Raw genomic sequence first — 16,572 nt, forward strand, 5'->3', positions numbered from 1 at the left:
AATTTGGCATTTATTGCCTTATATTTGCAAAAAATAAAAATGGGGTCGACTGGTTTTGACAGCAAGTCGAATTGAAAAGTAAGCACGTCGAGAACTGGGACAATTCTCGTAAATAAAAGGTCTCAAACATTTTACACGGCGAAGGAAACTACGCTCTTGCTGCATAATCTGAATCATAGTAAGATTAGCCTCGTCCTACCAGGTAGGAAAGCAGGATTCATCTCGAAAGCTTTGGTTTATAGCGGTCGGTCAAGGTGAATCGTAAATTTAAACCTAGATTTCCACAAGCTTCGGGTGGATTTCGAAACTAAAGAAGCTAAGCGAAGAGCGGTTGTTCCTGACCTAACTCCGAGTCGAAAACCCATTCAGGAAATAAACGTGTAGAAAGCTCTTTAGTTGCTTGTTTGGACCCGGGTTCGATTCCCGGCGATTCCACCAATCTAAATTCAATTAGAACTAAATGCCCGTAAATCTTAGGATTTACGGGCATTTTTGTTTTTACTATTTTCTCTCTTCGTCTTTCGCCATTAGTTTGTAGAATTGCTTGGTAGGTGACCAAAAAACATACTGGTTATTGAACTGGTTGGACTTGTTTGCAGTGGCCCAGCAGACTCTTTCTGCCCTATTATCCTATTATGCAGCGCACCACATGTTCGATCTTCAGACCGGTATATTCGCAGAATTCCTCGATGGAAATTAGTTGATGCGATTCTTTATCCAGATGTTTTTTTATCTTCAATAAATACAATCTCGCCTGCGGATATTCTTTACCGATAATGCATTGCACGTCTTTAGGATAGATAAATACCCTTGTGCCTCTTGCAATCACTTATTTGTTGTTAGTGTTTTATTATGCTTTATTTCAATTCTATTCCAATTCTATTTCATACTCTACTCATACTCTATCCATACTTGATCCATACACTATCCCTACTCGATCCCTACTTTGCCGAAACTAGTGTATGCCGGTATGCCGGTATTAAACGGTTATATCATTTTTATCATTTTCAACAATAAACACTGGCAAATAAATAAATATTCCTATTAAAGAAAACAACAATCCCCCAATGGATCCTGCTGCAAATGAAAACCAAAAAGCCTCATTCTGTCCTCCCCACACAAAAGGTATTAAACCGACCATTGTAGATAAAATAGTCAGCATTACTGGAATTATTTTATAATTAAACGCTTTGAAATACATCAATTGGGAATTCCTCTGTGGATATTGTCGTTTAAAATTGTTGTAATCATTTATAATATACAAGGCCGCATTTACACTGATTCCGCACAACAATATAAATGATGCATAACCTCCTTGATCAAAATTGAAATCAAACAGATAGAAGGTTAGAAAAACGCCAATAAACGAAATCGGTATCATAATAATTATTGCGAAGGGTTGCTTTAAAGATTCGAGTAAAATGGAACAAATAAAGAAAATAATTAAAATAACCACAAATATGAAATAATATTGCTGTTTGTCTTTTTTGTCCCATCCTCCATTTGAATTTTCAAATACCCTATATCCTATTGGTAGTTTACTTTCTAATTCTGTTATATTGTCTTCTCTTACTTTTTTAGCCAAGGGTTCTGTACCAATAAAGTTGTATTCAACGGTTAAATGGTATTGTTGATTACTTTTGGCAATAGAATTTCCCGAATTTTTTTTCTCAATACTCGCCATTTGGTCTAATTTATATTGATTTTTTCCAATAGTAATCGGAATATGTTTCAAATCCCAAACATTCATTTTTTGGTATTGATCTGACACCAATTTAACATGTTGCAATTCATTATTATGAACAAAAGAAGTTACTCCACCTGAATGTGTTTGTTTTTTCAAATAATCATAAAGACTCCCTTGAGAAACAGCTGCCAATGCCATTTTTTGGGCATCAAAGTCCAAATAATATTCTTGGGAGTTGCTATTGCCCCAGGATCCACCACTGGTTATGTCTACTTCCTTTATTCGTGACGATGAGTTTTCAATCAATTGAGCTTTCAGTAGTTCCGCATAAGAGTATAATTTGTCATAATTATAACCCTCCAATTCAATTCGATTGCTTTTATAATCTGATCCCAAAGCATTCGAAAAACCCTGTCCAACGCCACTCACGGACCAATCCAGTCCTCCTAAACTTATAGCTTTCGATTCCAGCAAACTTTTTAATTGAAACGGAAAACCACCGAATTCGTTCTCTTTTTTAAAATAGATGGAGATATTTGAATTATTGTAACTTGTTATTCTGGTTTCAAACATTTCAACTTCCTTAAAACTACTGATGTAGTTTTCCATCTTCATGATTACCTCGTTTAATTGTTCAATGGTACATCCTTCGGGCATGCTTCCAGTTACTCTCAAAGTGGTTCTTTCTGGATCTGTATAATGGGAGTTCTCATAGACGTTTTCTGTAAACAATCTAAGTGTTCCTCCCACTATTTTTTCTATGGTAGGTTTTATTTCGTCATAAAACCATTCATTTCCAAGGGTTGTATTGTATGCTTTTGCCATAAAACCTTCTCCTTCCATGTTTTTGGGAAACAGATGTAATGGCAGCCCAAACCCAAACAATAAAACAACAACAAATATCCATTTGAAACGGGGTCTTTTAAACGCTAAAATTAATTTGTGATAAAAATTTGTAAATTTTAAAACGCTTCTTTTTCGCTTTCTGGAAAATTGCTTTTTCTTATGGTCTATTTGCATTTTTTCTAATAGTGCAGGAACAAAATAAAGCGATACAAACAGTGATACACCTATATTTATGGCAATGACCAAGGTGAAATCCCTTAAATTGGCTTGTTGGGATTCCTTGAGTAAAAACGTAGACAATAAAGCTCCTATCGTGGTTAAGGTTGTTGCCAAAATGGCCAAGAACACTTTTTTATCACCTTTATTTCTAAGGTGATCTATCATGATAATACAATTGTCAATAATAATTCCAAAAGAAATGGTAATTCCGGCAAAGGAGTACAATTGCAATTCTACTTTAAATACATAATAAAAAATCAGGGCAATCAATAGATTGGTAACAATGCTCAAAAACAAAACCAGAATGTGTTTTAAACTCCTGCTTGTCACAAAAATCAACACAAACAATATCAATAAAGAAAACAGCATTTTCGCCTCTATTTTCTGCAACTCTTCAACAATATATTGAGTGGAATCATTGGTTAATTTCAACGAGTATTCACCTTTTATTTCATTCTTCAGAGTTGTAATTGCACTGCTTACTTCTTTTGCCACATCAATAGTATTAGCTCCTTTTTCAGCATACACCACCATGTTTATGGAATTCTTTCCGTTTATCCTAAAATAAGCCTGCATAGGAGCCTCCTTAAACTGAATCTTGGCGATGTTCTTCAGGTAAATGATTCTATTCCCTATTTTTTTTATGGGTATGTTTTCCCAATCAATATCCTTTTCCTGCTTGTACATCAAAACCATCGAAATGGCTAAAGTTTCGTCCTTGTCTTTAGAAATCAAGCTTCCATTTCCTAATTGCTGCTTTTGAAAATTCGATCTAATGGCCCCTTCAATTTCATTAACGGATATGGAAAGCTGCATCAGTTTATCGGAATTATATTTTATGACCCAATCAAAAGGGTCGGCTCCATACACATACACTTTGTTGACTCCTTTTATTGTTGCTAATTTGGGAAGAATGTTGTTTTCTGCATACTTCTTAATAAGATACGGGCTTTCATTCGCATTGATACTATAAGTCAAAACTGGAGAGGAATTCTCGTTTGCACCACTTATAGATAATTGGGGATAGCTTACCCCCTCAGGAAGTTCTGAATAAGTTTGACGAATTAGATTGGCAATTTCAAATCGAACCGCATCCAGGTCTATATTTTTTTTGAATTGAATATTGATTGATCCACTTTCTTTATCGGTAGTCGAGCTTATTTCTTTGATCCCTTTGACCGTATTGAATACGCCTTCCAATTTGGAGGTAACTTCTTGTTCAATTACTTTGGCAGAAACATCATTCCAACTGTAACTTACAGTCAAAGAAGGAAGTGATTTTGATGGATTTAGTTGAACACTCAATAAAGGGATCATGCTTGCACCAATGATACAAAGGCAAACAAAGCACGTTAATATGGTAAATGACGAAAAATTAGACTTCATGTAAATTTATTTTAGAGCATTTTGAACAACCGATTCCATTGAAATTCGTCATTTTTATTCGAAAACAAGATGCATTGCACTTTGCCTATAATATTGGTTTCCGGCAAGAATCCCCAACTTCTGGAATCCATGGTTTCCTTTCTATTATCACCCATCATAAAATAATAATTCAATTTGAATTTGTAGGTAGTAATCTTTTTTCCATTACTATAATAAGAACCATTTTTTTCTGAAATAGTACTTTTTTCGAATAAGTGCAATACTTTTTCATAAAGCATAAAAGTAGTCGGATTCAAATGGATTTCCATTCCTTTTTTGGGAACAACAATAGGCCCCATATTGTCCAAAGTCCATTGGCTTGTTGGGGTTTTTACTATTTTTTCTTTCGAAACATCATAAACATCTATTATTTTTTTTATAGAATCAATGCACTGCTTGTTGTGGAGTAGTTCAAATTCTTGTATGGAAAACATCGCACTAGCCCTGTTTTTGGATTTATAATCATGGCTAATGTTTCCTTCCATTTTTAACGAATCAAATAGTTTGTATAGTTTTGCCTTATTTTTGATCCTAAAACTACAATTGTTATTGACCGTTTTTGGAGAATGATAAAGTATGTCGTTGGTATAAATTTCTCCATTATTCACCCGGAGAGTATCTCCAGGCAGCCCCACACATCGCTTGACCACAAAGTAAGTTAGCGAAGTGTTCAACGAAAAGACGAAAACATCCCCTTGTTTAATTTTTGTAATACCACCTAATCGTGTGTAATCCCACCAGGTTTCTTTCATCCTTGATCGGGCATCTCTATTTATGTAAAAAGCCAAATTTGCCCAAGGAATCTCAAATGGGGAACGAGGCAGTTTTGGCCCATATTGGAGTTTATTGACCACAATTACATCGCCCGGATACAACATATTTTCCATGGAGGAGCTGGGTATTTTATAAATTTCAAAAGCCAGGAGTTTTATGCAAATGGTTGACGATAGCAGCAAGAGAAACAGGAAAATTCCCTTGACCATTTTCCTTAAAAAGCCATAGCGTATTAAAGGAATGTAACGAATCGATATGCTGTAAACTAATATAAATAGTATAAGGATAATAGCCAGCCAAACCAGACCTAGCAGTATCATAAATAGTGCTAGGATGATTAGTAAAGCTTTTTTGTTTTTTTTGGTCATTTAACTCTTTTAAGGTAATACTCAGTTCTTTGGTTAACTGCTTTTAAAGGAATGAAAGTATTCTTTTCCATTGTAAAAAACAGATGTCGTTTTATTAAAATGACTATGCTCTTTAGCATCAAAAACTACTTTTATAATTCTATTAATCCAATTGTTCTTCATTACTTCAAAAAACTTTTTAATGTGTAATCTAAATAAACTTTGGATAGCGTTGACTTGTCCTTTTGAGGAATAAAAAAATTATTCATTATTAAATTGGAATTTATACAAAAATAATAAGGAATATTTAGTTTGTCTAGTGGAATAAGTAAAGCTTCATTTGGCAACAAATACATTTGAATATTGGTCAAGCCCTTATTTTGAAAATCTTTAAAAAACACAAACAAGTTTCTTCTATCTTGGTAATAAGCAATCAAAATAACGTTCTTTTTAATTTTATTTTTGTTGTTTACTAAAGCATTAATTTCAGCATTGATACACTCCCCACAATTTAGTTCTGAAAATCGAAGAACTAAACTATTCGCTTTAATAATATTTTTTACCAAAACTGTATTTCCCTCAATATCAATTAATGGTAAATTACCGTCTAATTCTAAATTTTCATTCTCTCTTTCATATATAAAATTTTGTTCAAAGGTTGCTAGTTCTGTTTTACAATCCTTTAACTTTTTATCTTGTAATAAAGAAATTGTGTTAAAATCATTATTATTGAATTTAATTTTATAACTCAAAGCGCAAATTAAAATAATGAGAATTATTATTACATATGTTACTTTCTTCATACTTTCTCAAAAAATTATTTAAAGGTGTAAATTAATAATAGCGGGTTATTTGTATCCTTAATCGAATTATCAATTTTTTTTATATTATCAGGTAACTTTTCCCATTTTCCGTTTTGTTTATAAATGCCCATTTGTTTTTTGAATATATATGCTGGACATTGCATTACTAAATTATTATCATCACCATCATGTGCAATATAGCTTCCGTAAATCATGTCGTCGTTCAGGACGGATAAAACAATTTTTGCTTTTTTATCCTTTTTTGAATAAATGACTAAGTTGCATAATTGATAATAAAAGGTAATATAATCTTTGTTTTCTCTAAAATTTGAGATGCCCCAGCCGTAATTACTAGATCTGCCAAACTCAATTAATTCACGAAAATTTTTTTTGCTTTTATAGATGTCTTCAGGCATTTTTTCATTGCCAAAATCTATATGATATTTTGCTTCTACTCCTTTTCCATTTTGTTCATAAATTGTTTCTGAATAAGGTAAGCACAAGTGTATGTTCTTATCTTTTGTTAAATAGGGGGCAATTATTCCATGGAATGCAAATTGTTTGTCTAGATCATTCATTTCTAAAGAACCCATTTTTTTTTCGTTTTTACGCATATCATAGTCAAACAGCAAATGTTCCTTTTTTTGGTCGGCATTTAGAAACAACAGCTTGTTATCGATTGACGCTATATTTTTATAGATATCATTTAGTTTTACTTTTTTCACAAAACTCCCATCTAGTTTATACACATACAGTGCATAAGGTCTGTGGCTATGGAGTATTATGTTATTGTTTTTTTCGTCAATTGTAAAATCTACTAAACCTTGGTATTCATTAGGACCATGTCCGATATTGTTTATTTTAAATAAAAAAGAGCCATTGTTGCTAAATACAAAAACACTATTGAGTTTTCTGTCAAAAATAAAAATTTTGTTATCAAAAAGGAAGAGTCTATCGATGTATGAAAATGTAGAATTTTCGTTTGTTTCTAAAACAACTACATTTTTCTTGCTAAAGTAGTCTGCAAATTCAATTTCCGATTTTTCGGATTTAATATCTACTTTTATTGTTTCTATTTGTTCGTTTTTTACTGTTCCACATGAGATAAAAATTGTAGCTACAATTGTTGTGTAAATTTTTTTATAAGGAATATTTTTCATTTTTTCATTTTTAATTGATTTGTTTAATTTAACCCAATAATTCATAAAAAAAATATTGGGTTAAATTTTAAAAACTCTTATAGAATCTTTAGCAAAACGGATCTGTTCGAGATGTTTTGTGTAAATTATAGAATTCTCGAAAAGTTACTTTATTCTCTAAATTGATTAGTATTTTATTAAAACCATAGTTTTTTTTTAAATTTAATTAATTAACAATCGTACCAAATCAAAGCAATTGTTTGAGTGTGCGGACAAACTATAGGGCCAAAGCCTTCGCAATCCACTACATGCTGGCTTGTGTGTTCAGTGCATCGTCGGCCTTTATAATCGTAAACTATAGAAGTCGTCGTTACATCCGACTCTGTTACATATTGATAATCATCGCAATTTTCAGCATTGGCATTATTGATACCAATCAACCCAGCCAAATTCACATCCGAGCTTGCTCCATTTGTGTTGTTGGTACTCAAAAACATCGTTACAGCCATCACTGTAACTCCTAAAATTCCTAATATTTTTTTCATTTTATAAAATTTAATTTGTTTAAAACGGGTATATAATCCCTTTTATAATTATTGTTTTTTGCAAAGTGGTAAAGGAATGCTACTTTTGCCACGCATTACAAGGGCATTATCTATATGCCATTGTACGAAATTATAAAGTTGTTTTTCGTTTATAAAATCTTCCTCTGGGGTGGTGGTTTAGGTCAATAGGCTACTTTTTTTAAGGTTAAATAGTGTCAGATTTATTTAGTTTTTAAAACCCGGAGGATTTTTTATTTATCCAGTATTTCGCCAAAGTTTTTGCTAATAGTAGAATTGGAATTTATTCTACTTCAAATTTTAAGAATATTAAATTACCTCAATTAATGTTATAATGCCGTGGTTCTCTATCATCAGGTATGTATTTCGTGTCTAACACCATTTTATCCCCCCAACAGTTGACAATATTTTACCGTTTTTATCTTTATAAATGGATCCATTACTTATTTTAATTGTAGTTCCATTTACTCCTTCTTTAACACCAACAGAAGGGTTCTTTTTTGGGGTTCTTTTGTTTATTTCTATTTTATACTGATCGAATATTTTCTTATCCTTATTTGGATTTCCTACTAGAATAACCTCGTTTTTGTTGTTGAGCAAAAATGTATGATATGCCATATTGTCTGTTAATTTATTTGCTTTAGTAATGGCTTTTTTTATATCGTAAAAATAGGGGTATGACAACTTGATAAAATCTCTATTTAACTCTTTGAATGTAAACAAATCATCCTCTGATTGAATAAGATAAATAAAACCGACTTGAGATGTATCGACTGTTCTCATATAATCTTTCCATTTTTTTAGTTCAATAACACACGCACCACAACTGCCATTAATAACGGTTACAATTTTAATCTTTCTAGATAGGGGATTTGTATGTTTTTTATTGTCACTTCTCATTAATTTCGCCGATGGGAGAATTATTTTTTTGCCATACCAATTTTCGATTTTGGCCTGATTTTGTGATTTAGCATCATAAGAAGTAAAAAAACTGACTGAACAAAGTATAATAATAGTTGCTATTTTATTTTTCATATTGTTGGTTATTATTTTTATTAAAAAAAGTCATTATTTGTGCAGAAATTCAATAAATTTGTTTCCATTCAAATAATTCGATAGTCTTATTTTAAGTGATATTGTATCAATTTAGGATCTCCTCCTTGATATGATGCGGCATATAAAATATTATTTTTCTCATCCACCGCAATGGATTTTACTTCTTGATCTAATTCATATATCATTATTGGTTTGCCGTTCCAATCGAATACATAGATGTATTTTGATAAAAATGATTTGTCAAACATTTCTACGGAAGAATTGTTAATTATTTTCCCACTATACAAAGAGTATATGTATTTGTTGGTTACAGCAGCAGTTAAAAATCCAGCTCTACACCCTTTTTTTAGTATAAAAGATTGCATTTCAACCTCTTGTATTAATTTTCCTTTGGAAGTCCACCAAGAAAATTCTTTTATTTTTAAATCGTTATTTTCTATTTTCAGAATAGTCATTACAGCAGATTTATTCTGAAAAGAGCAAACTAAATTTTTAGTTGGATGACTATAAAACTTTGCTTGACTCAGAAGTACACCACCCGAATTTGGATAGTCAAGTTTTTTAATTAAACTCTTTTTTTTGATATTGTATAGTCCAAACTTTTTATCAAACAGACCTCCAACAATAAAACCGTTGCAAAAAGTTGTTGATCCTATAAATTTATTTTCTTTAATATTATAGGTAAATTTATCAATAGGATCATTTTTATTAGCTTTAAGACTGTCAATAGAATATGAATAATAAGTGAAATTATCGGATATAAGCAGCCTGTTTTTTTTATTATCAATTGATAACCAACATACTTGAGCATTTATTTCATTAGGTCCATTACCTCTCCTTGCAAAATTTTTTATTGTCTTATGGTTTAGATCTACAATTTTCATAGTGTAAAATTCAGAAGGATCTCCTGTTAATATTAAGTCATCAACATATTTAAGTTCAAAGAGATGAGAAAAAAACACATCTGATTTTTTAAGAATAACTGGATGGCTTGATAGTTTTATCGTTTTAGCATGATTGAAAGTTTTTAGAAATAAATCTTCATTATTGTTTTTACAGTTTGTAAAAGCAATAATAAGACACAGATAAATAAATGTTTTTTTCATATTGATTTTTTTTATAATTAAAGTGGTTAAGAATAATTACTTATCCTAGACAATTGTATTTTACGATGAATTTTCAATAGATACTCTAGTAAAATAGATAATTAAAGGCTTTATCAAATATTTTGATAAAGCCTGAAAATTTATTCTAACATAGTTCAGTCTTGTTACCGTAGTGATTATTTTTAAATTTGTCAATATAGCACACGTTATCACTCGTCGCACAATTAGGTTTTACATCACATTCTGTTTGAGCATTAGCAGAATTAAACGTAAACAACCCAGCCAAATTCACATCCGAGCTTGCCCCATTTGTGTTGTTGGTACTCAAAAACATCGTTACAGCCATCACTGTAACTCCTAAAATTCCTAATATTTTTTTCATTTTATAAAATTTAATTTGTTTAAAACGGGTATATAAGTAAGTCGAAAGTTTAAATATCGTAAAGTCAAAAGGAGCAATATTGTAAATAGTATTTAAAATCAATCTGTTGCGTCATTTTGTCTAATTTTAAAATACGACATTATACAATGGTTGTTACTTAAACCCTTTTATAATTATTGTTTTTTGCAAAGTGGTAAAGGAATGCTACTTTTGCCACGCATTACAAGGGCATTATCTGTATGCCATTGTACGAAATTATAAAGTTATTTTTCATTTATAAATTCTTCCTCTGGGGTGGTGGTTTAGGTCATAGGCTACTTTTTTTTAAGGTTAAATAGTGTCAGATTTATTTATTTTTTAAAACCCGGAGGATTTTTTATTTATCCAGTATTTCGTCAAAGTTTTTGCTGATGGTGCTGTTGTTCTGAAAATCATAAAGCGTGAGTTGCTGTACCTCGTAATAAAACCGCCAATAATTGTACAAGCTCGTAATATAATTTTCAGATGCCGTTTGCCATGCTTTTCTGGCACTGGTGAGTCGCAATAAATCAATACTTCCAGATAAAAACCGTTTTTCGGTTACATCATAAGAAGATTTTGAGATTTCACTAGACCGCAGCGCTCCGGAAACCAATTGGTTCTGCAGATTGAAATCGGCAATCTTTAATACCAGTTGTTGATGAATTTGGTCTTCTTCCTTCTGTATTCCAATATCGTTTACTTCCTTGTTTAACTTGGCTGTTTTAATGTTTCCTTTTCGTTCTCCCCAATCCAGGATAGGCATTTTGAACTGTACCGCAATGATCTGTTGTTCCTGCAAATTACTATACGCTCCTTGTGGCGTATTGGCATATTGATTTAATCCATAATTACCCGTTAAAGACAGATCAAAACGATTTTCTTTGATTGCTCTGTCTAAATCCCGCAACCCTTCTATCTTTTTTATCTTTAAATTAAAAATCTGGGGATTGTTTGCTTCTGCTAATTTGGTTGCTTCAACAACGTCAATTTGCATAGTGGAGATTAATTCCGGCAATTCTGGAATCGTGTTTAAAAAGCTATCGTCACTTAAAAAAAGTTGTAACTCGGCCACTGTCTTTTCTAAATCTTTTTGACTTTGTATTAAATAGGTGTCTGCATTATAAATATCCAATTCTAAATTGAGGACATCATCTTTTTCTATCGATCCCAATTCGTATCTTTTTTTTCCAATTTTAAAAAGTTTTTGTGCTGTTTCTGCATTCTCTTTTGCCAGTTCCACTTTTTTACTGGCTAAAGCCCAATTGAAAAAATAGGAAACTGTCTTCACATTTATATCTTGCATATTGTAGATATACTCTTTTTTGGATTGTTCAAATTGAAGTGGGGCGATTTTGTGTTCCCATTTAAAACTATTAAAAGCCATTATGGGTTGAAAAAAACCAAAACTAATGGGGGTGGCACTGTAATCTTTTGAAGACACTTCTCCTGAACTAGACAAACGATTAAAATTGGAGTTTAAAAATATTCTGGCTCCAGTGGCTCTTATAACTTGATTTATGGAAATATCGGAATAGGAATTAAAAGTTTCTTGTTGCTTATACACATCAATATTATTGATGTTATCATACCTCTTTACGACAGATTTGTTGTAAGATATCGGTTGAAGTTCCAAATTAACTTTTGGGAGAATACTTGAATTATAGGATCTAAATCGCCAATAATTGGCACCATATTGCTGTTTTGCTTTAAAAGCATCCAATGATTTTTTACCCGCAATGGTTAAAATGGCATTAAGCGTTATTTTTTGTTTTTTATTCTCGGTCGGGCTTTTTTGTTGTGCTGTATTTAGCTGTGAAAATAAAATTACAAAACCAGTTAGCAATAATATTGTTTTTTTTTTGACTATTCTCATATTCTTTCTAGATAGAATTAGGTGGTTTTTAATATCTGTGCATGTGTTCGTAAATAGTATTATTGCTGTAATGAAACAACTTTTTTGGCCTCGTTTTGTCTTTGTTTGTTTTTAGCCTTGTTCTCTATTCTTTTGGCAAAATAATAATAGCACAATGGCGTAAAAAACAAACTGATCACGGTTCCCAAAATCATTCCTCCAGTTAATACAGTGGCCAATGGTGCTTGAAGTTCTGCTCCAAGACCACCCGAAAACAATAATGGCACTACGGCCAATATAGTGGCTAAACTCGTCATCAATATCGGCTTGAGTCTTCGCTGACCAGCAAACAATAGTGCCCTTAATATGGAATAGCCTTGGCGTTGCAATTGAATAATCGTGTCTATTTTTAAAATGGAATCATTGATAACGATTCCACTCATCACCACAATTCCAATCATGGACATCAAATTAATACTCATGCCAAAGATTTTTAAGAATAAAAAGGCACCTGCCAGATCCAAGGGGATTTCAATTAAGATAATCAAGGGTAATACGAGAGATTCAAATTGTGACGCCAAAATGAAATACAACAGGATTAAAGAAATGAACAAGACCATTATCAATTCCCCCATCAATTCTTGGTTGCTGAAAAAGCTTCCCGCAAACGAAACGTTGTATAATTTGTTGTCATAGACCACTTTTTTTACCGTTTCAATAGTATTCTCGACAGTGTCATCATTCGTGGCCAATTCAATAGGGTAATATTCTCCTTCAATTCCACCCACTATGGTTTTCATGTCTTGAGAATTTTCTGCCCTAATAAAATCACTGACATGAAATACGGCACTATCATTCGATTGTACGGTAGTTTCACTTAAAATCGCCTCAATGGATTTAGTTTCTCCTCCTAAAATGACGGGTACAAAACTTTGATTGTCAACAATCGATAGTATTTGGCGTTCATTAAAAGCACTTTTTAGGGCATCAAAAACGGCGTTGGAAGTCACGCCATACGTCATCATTTTTTCTTGGTTGGCAACTAAATTGATGTGCTCTTGCCAGGCTATGGGTTTTAATTTTATATCGCCCACATTGCGTTGCACCTGATTCCAAACTTTTTTCAAATGTTCATTTTGCGCACTTCCTAAATTTTCCACGTTCCGCAATCGAGCGACCAATTGAGCTTGTTCATCAGAGAAAATCATGTTGAACACATTGTCAACTTCGCCATAGGAAACAATTGCTTCCGTATAATGTTTACGAATAAACAAGGCGATGTTTTTTTGAATTTTCTCCAGTTTTTCTGGCGAATCACAACTAATATAAATGGCACTTTCCGAAGCCAAAGACTCCGATTCTTTGTCCAATATAAATTGCTGGGTTCCCACTAGGGCGGTATAATTCAATAAATCTTTTTTGACAGGTTTTAAAAGTCCCAATACCCTACTTTTGTTTTCTTCTACGTTGATTTGCTTGTTCCAATCAATCTTCAACAACGTTTCGGTTTTGGTCAAATAGGGCATTTGTGTTTTGGGAAGGATTTGAAACAAACCTAAACCTACCAGCAGCAAAAGGATACAAATTCCCCAAGAAAGCCCTTGATTTCTCATTACAAAACGAAATCCTTTTTCATACAATTCAGCATAGTCCAAAGTATTCGTTTTCTCAAGGAAACGATCTATTTTATTCTTTTTTCCGGTATCTTTCAGATGAAAAAGGCGATACAACAATGGAACCAAAGTAACCGAAACCAACAAGGAAACGAACAAGCCAATAGTAATTGCCATCGCTTGATCATAAAACAAAGCACCCGAAATACCACTTAAAAAAGATAAAGGCAGAAATACGGAACAGGTAGTCAATACCGAAGAAAACAAAGGTTTTACCACTTCATTTGCACCTTTGACACAAGCAGTGGTCAGGCTGTGTTTTTGTTCTCGGTATTGAATAATGTTTTCTATAACAATAATGGAATTGTCAATCATAAGACCTATTCCCAAGATTAAACCCGAAAGTGAAATGATATTGATGGAAATGCCAAAAACATAAAAAAACATCAAACTGACAATAAGCGAAACTGGAATGGAAACCCCTATTAGCAATGGCGACTTGACGTCTTTTAAAAACAAGAACATAATGCTGAATGCCAGCAATATTCCCCACACTAGATCTTGTTTTACGTTGCTGATGGCAACATCCAGTAATTTAGTTTGATCACGGGTTATGGAGAAATCTATGTTGGGATAATCCCTGTTCATCTGGTTGACAAGTTTATTCAAGGATGTTTTTAGATTTTCCATTCTGGCACCACTTTGCTGAATGATGGCCATGGTAACAGCTTCTTTATCATCAGACAAAACCAATCCCGTTCTTGTTTGTGGATGCTCTATTACTTGGGCAAGTTCTTTTAATTGGTATAGCCTGTCGTTTTTCTTGATATAAATGTTTTCTATTTCACGAATAGTATACAAGTTGGATCCCAATCGCACATTATATTGATACTGGCTGTCTTTAATCAATAAACTGCCTACTTCAATATCGTAAGTTTTTATAGCTGCTTCCAACTCATTCAAACTAATACCCAGACCATTTAGTTTTTCCATTTCTGGAACAATCAGAATCTCTGGGGATACCAATCCGCTTACATCCACCATGGCCACTTCATCGACTTGCTCAATGCGTTTGCGGACTACTTGATTGGCAAAGCGGCTAAAGTCGACAAACTCCTGAGATATAGCATTCAACCCATCATTTGAAACAAGATTTTTGTTTTCACCCTTGTCTTTTAAAGTTAGGCTTAAATAAAAAACGGGGATATCCGTGACATTGGCTTTTATTACTTTGGGTCGTTTTATAGTTCTGGGCAAGCTTCCCATAGCTCGGTCAATTTTTTCATTGACTTCAATAAAGGAATAATCGATTTTGGTACCTTGTTCAAAACTCAATCGTATCAACCCACTGCCGTTGCTGGACTCACTTTTAATATCTTTCAGATGGCTTACTTGCATTAAGGTGGATCGTATATTTTTTACGATGGCATCTTCAACTTGTCTTGCCGACATGTTCTCTGCCTCAATTTGCACCGTGATTTCCGGAATGTCAATATCGGGCATCAGGGATACGGGAATAAAACCGAAGGCATAGAGTCCCAAAATAAGCAGGCAAAGGGTAGTCATTAAAACCGCTATGGGTTTATGTATCAAAAATTTTATCATAGAGAGGGCGTTAACTGATGCAATTTATTTTTGAGCCTTTTGGATAACTTCGCTATCATGTGCCAAATTCAAATTTCCAGAAACAATAACGATATCCCCCGGTGTTAAAGTAGCACTGTTTTTGTCGGGATTTGCAATCACAGCGTATGAACTGCTATTCTCCATAGTGGTTTGTATATACGTCCAATAGGCTTTTCCAGCAATAACTTTAAACAATACTTCTTGATTGTCTCTTAAAACCACTGCCGATTTAGGCACGACCAATTGTCCTTTTACCTCTTTTTCGATTCGCACTTTTACATTCATCCCTTCTGTAAGTTTTCCGTCATTTTTTACAATGGCTTTTACCAGTATGGTTCCGTTTTTTTCAATCAATGGATTGATGGAGGAAATATGCCCATTATATGTTTTACCCAAAGCAAAAGGGACTATTTTCACACTGTTGTTTAATGCAATATCACCCATTTCTGACTCTATCAAGTAAAATTCAACTTCAAATACCCCATCATCAATTAGGGTCATAAAACTTTTTCCTGCATTTACATTCTCATAAACCCTACTTTCTATATTGGCTACTTTGCCACTAAATGGAGCTATCAGCTTGGTCGATTTCAGCTCATATTGAGCCGTTTTCAATTCTAGTAATGCCACATCATAACCCGATCTACTGGCTACCATATCATAAACATCCCTGGCAATGCTGTCTCTCTTGGTAGTAAAAATACCCCGACCTACCAACATGTCCTCAAACTGGAATTTGGCTTTTTTCAAATCAATTTCAGCTCTGGCTAGTCTTTGTTGGTATTTGAATGGGTTTAAGCTTGCCAATACCTGTCCTTTACGAACAAAATCCCCGTTTTTCACGTACAGATGCTCCAGTTTGTCACTAACCTCAAATTGCACGCTGTTTTTTTGGGCAGCAATAATTTTACCGTTGCTGACCAACTCTTTTTGGAAAGATTCGTTTTTCAGCACCATCGTTTCCACTTCGTTTTTTTCGGCTACATAGGTCTTTTTTTCGATAGCAGTTTCATCTGCTGCCTTCGATTTGGTACAACTTTGAAAGGTAAAGACCATAATTAAAAGTGTGACAATACAGTAACTTTGGAAGGTTTCATTTTTGCTCATTTGTAC

General features: G+C 33.1%; 11 protein-coding genes and 1 other RNA gene. 1 reads left to right on the forward strand and 11 read right to left on the reverse strand.

Annotated elements, in window-relative coordinates:
• Positions 1-41: 41 nt before the first annotated feature.
• Positions 42-438: a transfer-messenger RNA gene (gene ssrA / locus OZP13_RS08130) on the forward strand.
• A 541-nt stretch (positions 439-979) separates the two neighbouring features.
• On the opposite strand, the gene OZP13_RS08135 is transcribed toward ssrA, so the two are convergent.
• The 11 genes from OZP13_RS08135 to OZP13_RS08185 form a co-directional block, all read right to left on the reverse strand.
• Positions 980-4,138 (reverse strand): efflux RND transporter permease subunit, encoded by a 3,159-nt coding sequence (locus OZP13_RS08135; RefSeq protein WP_281299287.1) that lies wholly within the window; start codon positions 4,136-4,138, stop codon positions 980-982.
• Positions 4,139-4,149: 11 nt separating this feature from the next.
• The gene (lepB, locus tag OZP13_RS08140; RefSeq protein ID WP_349293517.1) at positions 4,150-5,319 is read right to left on the reverse strand and encodes a signal peptidase I; all 1,170 of its coding nucleotides are present in this window, start codon (positions 5,317-5,319) and stop codon (positions 4,150-4,152) included.
• Between the two features lie 161 nt (positions 5,320-5,480).
• Entirely contained in the window at positions 5,481-6,101 is a 621-nt protein-coding gene (locus tag OZP13_RS08145; protein WP_269243371.1) for a hypothetical protein, read from the reverse strand.
• A 14-nt stretch (positions 6,102-6,115) separates the two neighbouring features.
• A complete protein-coding gene (locus tag OZP13_RS08150; protein WP_281299288.1) occupies positions 6,116-7,261 on the reverse strand; it encodes a DUF4934 domain-containing protein in 1,146 nt (381 codons plus the stop codon).
• Positions 7,262-7,470: 209 nt separating this feature from the next.
• Positions 7,471-7,785, reverse strand: coding sequence for a hypothetical protein (locus OZP13_RS08155; protein ID WP_281299289.1), 315 nt, complete (start codon positions 7,783-7,785; stop codon positions 7,471-7,473).
• A 390-nt stretch (positions 7,786-8,175) separates the two neighbouring features.
• Positions 8,176-8,838, reverse strand: a complete 663-nt coding sequence (locus tag OZP13_RS08160) for a hypothetical protein (RefSeq protein WP_281299290.1) — start codon at positions 8,836-8,838, stop codon at positions 8,176-8,178.
• 86 nt (positions 8,839-8,924) lie between these two features.
• Positions 8,925-9,965, reverse strand: a complete 1,041-nt coding sequence (locus OZP13_RS08165) for a BF3164 family lipoprotein (RefSeq protein WP_281299291.1) — start codon at positions 9,963-9,965, stop codon at positions 8,925-8,927.
• A gap of 145 nt (positions 9,966-10,110) precedes the next feature.
• Entirely contained in the window at positions 10,111-10,347 is a 237-nt protein-coding gene (locus OZP13_RS08170) for a hypothetical protein (RefSeq protein ID WP_269243377.1), read from the reverse strand.
• Positions 10,348-10,723: 376 nt separating this feature from the next.
• Positions 10,724-12,241: a TolC family protein gene (locus OZP13_RS08175; RefSeq protein ID WP_281299292.1), complete on the reverse strand. Its 1,518-nt coding sequence runs from the start codon at positions 12,239-12,241 to the stop codon at positions 10,724-10,726.
• A gap of 59 nt (positions 12,242-12,300) precedes the next feature.
• A complete protein-coding gene (locus OZP13_RS08180) occupies positions 12,301-15,438 on the reverse strand; it encodes an efflux RND transporter permease subunit (RefSeq protein ID WP_281299293.1) in 3,138 nt (1,045 codons plus the stop codon).
• A 24-nt stretch (positions 15,439-15,462) separates the two neighbouring features.
• Positions 15,463-16,566 carry an efflux RND transporter periplasmic adaptor subunit gene (locus OZP13_RS08185; RefSeq protein WP_281299294.1) on the reverse strand — a complete coding sequence of 368 codons (1,104 nt, stop codon included), beginning with the start codon at positions 16,564-16,566 and terminating at the stop codon, positions 15,463-15,465.
• Positions 16,567-16,572 lie beyond the last annotated feature (6 nt).

The sequence above is a fragment of the Flavobacterium limnophilum genome (assembly GCF_027111315.2).
GTDB lineage: Bacteria > Bacteroidota > Bacteroidia > Flavobacteriales > Flavobacteriaceae > Flavobacterium > Flavobacterium limnophilum.

Excerpts from the sequence above, each read along its gene's own strand:
- OZP13_RS08135 (WP_281299287.1), bottom strand. The coding sequence starts at position 4,138 with ATGAAGTCTAATTTTTCGTCATTTACCATATTAACGTGCTTTGTTTGC.
- lepB (WP_349293517.1), bottom strand. The coding sequence starts at position 5,319 with ATGACCAAAAAAAACAAAAAAGCTTTACTAATCATCCTAGCACTATTT.
- OZP13_RS08145 (WP_269243371.1), bottom strand. The coding sequence starts at position 6,101 with ATGAAGAAAGTAACATATGTAATAATAATTCTCATTATTTTAATTTGC.
- OZP13_RS08150 (WP_281299288.1), bottom strand. The coding sequence starts at position 7,261 with ATGAAAAATATTCCTTATAAAAAAATTTACACAACAATTGTAGCTACA.
- OZP13_RS08155 (WP_281299289.1), bottom strand. The coding sequence starts at position 7,785 with ATGAAAAAAATATTAGGAATTTTAGGAGTTACAGTGATGGCTGTAACG.
- OZP13_RS08160 (WP_281299290.1), bottom strand. The coding sequence starts at position 8,838 with ATGAAAAATAAAATAGCAACTATTATTATACTTTGTTCAGTCAGTTTT.
- OZP13_RS08165 (WP_281299291.1), bottom strand. The coding sequence starts at position 9,965 with ATGAAAAAAACATTTATTTATCTGTGTCTTATTATTGCTTTTACAAAC.
- OZP13_RS08170 (WP_269243377.1), bottom strand. The coding sequence starts at position 10,347 with ATGAAAAAAATATTAGGAATTTTAGGAGTTACAGTGATGGCTGTAACG.
- OZP13_RS08175 (WP_281299292.1), bottom strand. The coding sequence starts at position 12,241 with ATGAGAATAGTCAAAAAAAAAACAATATTATTGCTAACTGGTTTTGTA.
- OZP13_RS08180 (WP_281299293.1), bottom strand. The coding sequence starts at position 15,438 with ATGATAAAATTTTTGATACATAAACCCATAGCGGTTTTAATGACTACC.
- OZP13_RS08185 (WP_281299294.1), bottom strand. The coding sequence starts at position 16,566 with ATGAGCAAAAATGAAACCTTCCAAAGTTACTGTATTGTCACACTTTTA.